At 37.4% G+C, this 6,858-nt stretch carries 5 protein-coding genes; 3 read left to right on the top strand and 2 right to left on the bottom strand.

The features are described from left to right. Positions 1–1,150 (bottom strand): phospho-sugar mutase (locus tag ACY65O_RS00640; protein ID WP_462218912.1); only part of this gene is annotated, 1,150 nt, incomplete at its 3' end. Between the two features lie 192 nt (positions 1,151–1,342). Between ACY65O_RS00640 and ACY65O_RS00635 the strand changes: the two genes are divergently transcribed. The 3 genes from ACY65O_RS00635 to ACY65O_RS00625 are packed head-to-tail and all read left to right on the top strand — an operon-like array spanning position 1,343 to position 3,290. Next, positions 1,343–2,314, top strand: coding sequence for a DUF2279 domain-containing protein (locus tag ACY65O_RS00635; RefSeq protein ID WP_462218911.1), 972 nt, complete (start codon positions 1,343–1,345; stop codon positions 2,312–2,314). A gap of 33 nt (positions 2,315–2,347) precedes the next feature. Next, positions 2,348–2,767, top strand: a complete 420-nt coding sequence (locus ACY65O_RS00630) for a pepsin/retropepsin-like aspartic protease family protein (RefSeq protein WP_462218910.1) — start codon at positions 2,348–2,350, stop codon at positions 2,765–2,767. Between the two features lie 7 nt (positions 2,768–2,774). Next, the gene (locus ACY65O_RS00625; protein ID WP_462218909.1) at positions 2,775–3,290 is read left to right on the top strand and encodes a hypothetical protein; all 516 of its coding nucleotides are present in this window, start codon (positions 2,775–2,777) and stop codon (positions 3,288–3,290) included. A gap of 31 nt (positions 3,291–3,321) precedes the next feature. Here the strand turns inward: ACY65O_RS00625 and ACY65O_RS00620 are convergent, their stop codons facing one another. Continuing rightward, a complete protein-coding gene (locus ACY65O_RS00620; RefSeq protein ID WP_462218908.1) occupies positions 3,322–6,234 on the bottom strand; it encodes a glycoside hydrolase family 2 protein in 2,913 nt (970 codons plus the stop codon). Positions 6,235–6,858 lie beyond the last annotated feature (624 nt).

Here is a 6,858-nt window from a genome sequence, read left to right as displayed (position 1 = left end):
TTATCATTGCAGCAATCCATTTAAAACCGGTAAGCACATTGTAGCAGCTAATGTTGTTTGCTTTAGCAATACCATCAATCATATCGGTGGTTACAATAGTTTTTACCACCATATCATTGGGTTGTGCAATGCCTTTTGCTTTTCTTGCTTCAATCATATAATTAAAAGCCAGCACTGCAGTTTGATTACCGTTCATCAGCATCCATTCGCCTTTATTATTTTTTACGCCAATGGCTACACGATCACTGTCGGGGTCGGTACCTAATAAAATATCAGCATCTAACTCTTTTGCTTTTTTTAAACCAATGCCCATGGTTTCTTTTTCTTCGGGGTTAGGGTACACCACCGTAGGAAAATTACCATCAGGTGTAGCCTGCTCGGTAACAATATGTACATTGGTAAAACCAAAACGCTGCAATACATCCGGTACCAATGTTATACCTGTGCCATGTATTGGCGTGTAAACAATTTTAAGATCGTGTTGTGCAGCACACACGTCAGGATAAACCGACAATGTTTTCACCATATCCAGGTAAGCATTATCCAAATCTTTTCCCAATGCAAAAATATTAGCTTCGCCGCCAGTCCATTTTACTTCATCAACATTTAATATTTTTTCTACTTCGGTAATTACATTTTTATCATGCGGCGGCACTAACTGTGCGCCATCATCCCAATACGCTTTATACCCATTATATTCTTTTGGGTTGTGCGATGCCGTAAGTACCACACCAGCCTGGCAGCCCAATTTTCTTATCGCAAAACTTAATTCCGGTGTAGGACGCAAGGCTTCGAACAAATACACTTTTATACCATTGGCAGCAAAAATATTTGCAGTTGTTTCAGCAAAAAAGCGGCCGTTATTTCTGCAGTCATGTGCAATAGCCACGCTTACTGCTCCGCTAAAAGATTTTTTTAAATAATTGGCAAAGCCCTGTGTGGCCATACCTACCGTATATTTATTCATGCGGTTAGTACCGATGCCCATAATGCCACGAAGACCGCCGGTACCAAATTCTAAATTTCTGTAAAACGAGTCTTCTAACTCCGCAGGATTATCCTTTTGCAGTGCAGTAATTTCGTCTTTAATCGGTTGGTCGTAATTGCCGCTAAGCCAATCGCTAATTCTTTTAAGAGTGTTTGCTTCCATATATTTTAATTTACATCCTCAAAAATAAATGTTTCGTATATCATTAACATCATATTGGGTTATTTTTGTTTTTTTATGTACCAAACTTCAGAATATAAATCGGCTGCGGTGGTCTGGCCTAGGGCGAGACACTCTTGTACAGCGAAAGCCATATTGAGCTTTTGTCTTCTCTTTGCTACTACTTTTCAATTAATGGCACAGGATTCAACCCAAAAAACAAAACCAGTTTTTTCTGCCAGTACTTTCTCTGACCATGGAGATATAATAACATTCAATACAAAACAGAATAAGTTTAACAACAACAAATTAACCCCACAACAAATAAGAAAAAGAACAAAAATTATCGCCGCTACCAACATCATTGGCTACAGCGGGGCAATGGTTGGCCTTTACGCAGCATGGTATAAAAATTATCCGCAAAGTAATTTTCATTCCTTCAACGATATTGGGGAATGGAAGGGCATTGATAAAATTGGCCATGCCTACAGTGCATATGCCGAAAGTAAAGCCAGTATGGAACTGTGGCGGTGGACGGGTATTGACCGTAAAAAAAGAATTTGGCTGGGTGGCATGAGTGGTGCAGTTTATCAAACCGTAATTGAAACTTTAGATGGTTTTAGCAGCGAATGGGGCTGGAGTTGGGGCGATTTTAGCGCCAATATTTTGGGCAGTGGCATGTTAGTAGCGCAGGAGTTGGCGTGGGACGAACAACGCATTCAATTTAAATTTTCTTTTCACCGTAAGTTTTATAATGATCCGATACTTAACCAGCGCAGTGATAAAATTTTTGGAAACAGCACAGCCGAACGTTTTTTAAAAGACTATAACGGTCAAACCTACTGGCTGAGTGCCAACTTAAAATCCTTTTTTCCAAAAAGTAATTTACCGGCATGGCTGCAAATTTCGGTTGGCACAGGTGCCGAAGGTTTATTTGGTGCCAATGAAAATATTGGTAAAGATGATAATGGCACCATGAATTTTAACCGCACCGATATTAAACGCTACCGCCAATGGTATTTAGCACCTGATGTTGATCTTACTAAAATTAAAACCAATAAAAAAGGAATTAAAGTGGCGTTGAATATTTTAAACATTGTAAAATTTCCCATGCCATCGCTGGAATACAGTAATGGGAGATTTAGATTGAATGCACTTACATTTTAATATAAAGTTGTAAATTTGGTAAAATATTTTTTTATGGGAATGGTATTCGCTGATATAGAGTTGATAAATGCTGGTGATCTCGAAATGGTAAGAAGAAATTATTTAGATAAGGATGACGTAAAACGCATGCATGTTAACATGATAGTGGACAGTGGAGCTTATATGATGGCTATTAACGAAACTATACAAGGCCAATTAGAATTACCATTTATTGAAAAAAGAAAAAGCGTAATGGCAGATGGCAGCGTGGTGGAGTATGATGTAGTTGGGCCTCTACTTATTAAATTTAAAAACAGAACAGCGTCGTGCAATGCACTTGTTTTATCTGGTAATAACGAACCATTACTTGGTGCCATTCCTATAGAAGAAATGGATGTATTGATTCATCCACGAAGGCAGGAACTGATAGTAAATCCTGAACATCCCTACATGGCACAACTTAATTTAAAATAGTTTTATTGTGCCTGCCTTTAATCTTAAAGAACAAATTTTAAATGAACATTCCAAAGCACAATGCACCACAATTGTAAATTGGGTGGGTGCATCACAACAACGCTTTGACGAACTCTTTCATTTATTTTTAAATGATGAATACCGTGTGGTGCAAAGAGCAGCATGGCCCGTGAGTTATTGTGTAATAGCCCATCCTGATTTTATAAAAAACCATTGGCCTGCTTTAATTAAAAATTTACAAAAACAAAATTTGCATAATGCCGTAAAACGAAATAGTATTCGGTTACTGCAGGGTATCAAAATTCCCAAAAAATACCAGGGGCAAATAATGGATATTTGTTTTAAGTATGTTGAAAGTCCAACAGAAGCCGTTGCAGTAAAAGCATTTTCGTTAACAGTGTTAGGTAATCTTGCTAAACAATACCCCGAAATTATTCCGGAAATAAAATTATTGATTGAAGAGCAGTTACCACATCAAACAGCGGCTTTTAAAAGCAGGGCTAAAGTTTTTTTAAAGAACTAATAAAATTTATTTAATTACTGCTTGCAATGAATTAAAATACATTATCTACTGCCGGCCTGCTGTAATTTTCTTTGCTCTCACTTGTTTTAGGCATACCAAAATAAAAATATAAAGTTCTTTTTTTACTGCCGCTCACATGGTTTAATTCACTTTGCGGTCCAAGGTTTTTTGTATTGGTGCTTAACCCTGTAGCCAGTTTAGTTCCTATTGGCGGAATACAATCTAAAAAAGAAATATTGCCCACAGGTATTTCAGGATGTGGTTTTGCGGCAGCACTCAACGCATAAAAATCGAAGAGGCGAACGAATAAACCACTGTCTTTGCTTGCAATATAAAATTTACCTTCAACTGTACTTAATTCCATCCAGTTTACTTCTCCATAATAACCTTTAAACTCCGGATAAATATGTGCAGCATAACCGGTTTTAGTATCATTATAAATATTTTGCCAAACATTTACCGGCGTGCCCTGCATACGGTTTTTCCATTGGCGGTAAGGCCCTTTGCCCAACCATCGGTTACTCAAAATATAATTTTCCGGGTAATTAAATGTGATGCCGGCAAAAGGCAGGTCACCCTCGGCGTTATATTCATATTCCAAAGTTACCCAGCCGCTGCTGTTGATTTTCCATTTGGTATATTTCATGTTGCCACTGTACATAAATTCTACTACTTGCTCGTTATCTTCTTTATACGTTCTACTGCTTTCCACAACTGCATTACCTTTTACTAAAACTGGCCCGTTGTTAAAAGACAATACATAATCATTGCTGGTATTTTTTGTGGTTACAAGATTACCCGATTTTTTATCGAGAGTTATACTAACATCGCCGCCACGCATTGTATAAACGGTATCCGTTTCTTTTACAAAAACAGAATCATTTTTTGTTGTAACAAAATTACTGATGATGGATTGATTACTTTTTATTTTGCTTGTCCATTTGTATAATTCTTTTCCAAAATTATCCCGGGCAACAAGTACCAGTGCATCATAATCTTTATAATTTGACGGAAGATTTAATTGTAATAAACCTTGTTTTGTTGCAGCAATATCCGGTGCAGTAATTATTCCTTTTTGCTGTACCACATAACCATCAAATCTGTCGAATGGTTTACTGTAATTTACCAATGCCCAGTAAAAAGTACATTGATTGGCATTTAAAAAATGAAAGCGGTTATCCAAAGCAATTTGCCCGGCAAAATTTGCTGGTAATTCCACCGGCATATTTAATTTTATTGGAGAAAAAATTTCACGGAGTGCATAAAAACTTCCCTCCTTTTCCCTGTGCGGCCCCATAATGCCATCGTTAGCATTCAATCCGTTTGCATCAATAGCATTATTTAAATCGGTACGTACAACTGCTTCATCTATCATTGCCCAAATAAAAACACCTGCCGATTTTTGTGCACTCCAATGCAGGTTCCAAAAATCATCCATAGCCGAACCTGCACCACCATCATCCTGTGCATGCAACATTTCTGTAGGCATGTAAATTAATGAATCGGCTAAAATTTTTTGTGTGCTGTAATAATCTTCGTAGTGATTACAATCAATACCATTAAACTGATTACCGGGACGATGATGCGGATGAATGACAGGGCGTTTTTGAAAATCCCATTTTACAAAATCATCATCCAGTTCTTTATTGGTACCACCTTCGTTACCATTATCCCAAAAAATTACTGAAGGATGATTCAGGTCTCTTAATACCATTTCTTTTACCAATGGTTCGCCTGCTTTTGAAGAATAAAATTTTTGCCAGCCAGCCAGTTCATCTAAAACATAAATGCCGAGACTATCGCACAATTGTAAAAAATATTTATCCGGGGGATAGTGAGAACAGCGCACTGCATTCATGTTCATTTCTTTTAGCAGCAATGCATCCTGCAGTTGCTGATCGTCGCTTAATGCTCTTGCAGTTTCGGGCCACCAGCAATGACGGTTTGTTCCTTTAAATTTTACCTGCGTACCATTGATGTACACTCCCATGCCATAACGAATTTCTATTGTACGGAAACCGAATTTTTCGTTTAACTCATATAATTTTTTTCCGGTAGCATCCTGCAATACAACATTTGCATTATAGAGGTTCGGTGTTTCTGAAGTCCAGGTTTTTATATTTTGCATTGATGCCGTTGCAACAATATTCTCAGCCGATTTTGCAACCGGAGCTTTTAGCGTACCAATAATTTTTTTGTTGGCATCTGTAATGGTAGTAACAACAGTTGCATTTTGTGAAAGTCCTTTTACCCAAACCTGCATTGCAAATTTACCATCGGCTTTTGCATCAATGCCCACGTAATCTATAAACTGTTTTGGTGTAGCTTCTAAAAACACGGGGCGAAAAATGCCGCCGAACACCCAATAGTCTGCTAGGCGTTCGGCATTGTTTACACTGGCATCCGCACTCATTTTGCTTACGGTTACTTCCAGTGTGTTTGGCTTATCGTAATTTAATAAAGCAGTAATATCATATTTAAAACGATAGAAAGCGCCCTGGTGAATTGCCCCTGCAATTTTTCCATTTATTTTTACTTCGGTATCCGTCATGCTGGCATCAAAAACAATATTGATGTTTTTCCCTTTCCAGTTTGGCGCAATTGTAAAAATATATTTATACATACCTTTCTCATCATAAAAGCGAAAATTTTTTCCATAAGTTTTATAATCTCTTCCATAATTATAATTACCAAAGCCTTGCTGCTCCCAGCAACTGGGTACTTGTATTTTGCCCCATAAACCGCTGTTTCTCCCTGCTGTGCACATAAAATCCCATTGCACTGTTTGTTTAGTATCGGTACCGGAGAGGTATTGAATTTGTTTGGTTTGGGCATTGGCAATTGCAGCTGTAAACATGCTTAGAATTAAAAATAATTTACGCATGTTTGTTGTTAAGTTATCTACGCCGCAACAAAATAAGAAAGAAGTTTTTTTTAGCACCATACAATCGTTTATTATGATTGTAATTTAGGTTTATAGAAGTAGTAAGCTATCCTGATGCATCCTGCGGTTATAAAAATGCAGTACTGCTTTGATGAATACTCCTTAGTTTTTCTCATTCAACTTCAAATGCTTTTAAATTTTCTTGCCGTTTGATTTTGCACCTGCCGTTCCTACGGAACGAAATGGCATTATACATTTTTTTTCTACCCACCTAACGTTCCGATGGAACGAATACAATAAAATCAATTTACTCCAGAGTAAATACAATAGATTATTCCAATTCAATTTAAAAATTCATTTTGCATTTTTGTTCTGTAGTAATAACAGGTGGGTAGCAACAGCGATAAAGCTGTTGTAGTGTTCTGTAGGACGAAATTACATTGGGACATTCTTTTCTATCCACCTAACGTTCCGATGGAACGGATACAGATGGTCCAATTCATTCCAAATTACCTCCAATAAATATTCTACTTCAAATAATCGCTTCGCATTTTTGTTTCGTAGGAACACCAGGTGGGTAGAAAGGATTATAATGTTGTATTAAGTCCCGTAGTGACGACAGGTGCTCTTAGTAAAACACAATTAAGGCTGAATAAAGAAATACTGTACAAGAGTGCGACGCCA

The organism is Ferruginibacter sp. (genome assembly GCF_031430955.1).
In the GTDB taxonomy this organism is placed as follows: Bacteria; Bacteroidota; Bacteroidia; order Chitinophagales; family Chitinophagaceae; genus Ferruginibacter.
Note: the sequence above shows the minus strand (reverse complement) of the source record. Positions and strands in the feature narration are given on the sequence as shown.

Bases quoted from the DNA above. Each gene is read 5' to 3' on its own strand.
- ACY65O_RS00635 (WP_462218911.1), top strand. From the start codon at position 1,343: ATGGCACAGGATTCAACCCAAAAAACAAAACCAGTTTTTTCTGCCAGT.
- ACY65O_RS00630 (WP_462218910.1), top strand. From the start codon at position 2,348: ATGGGAATGGTATTCGCTGATATAGAGTTGATAAATGCTGGTGATCTC.
- ACY65O_RS00620 (WP_462218908.1), bottom strand. From the start codon at position 6,234: ATGGTGCTAAAAAAAACTTCTTTCTTATTTTGTTGCGGCGTAGATAAC.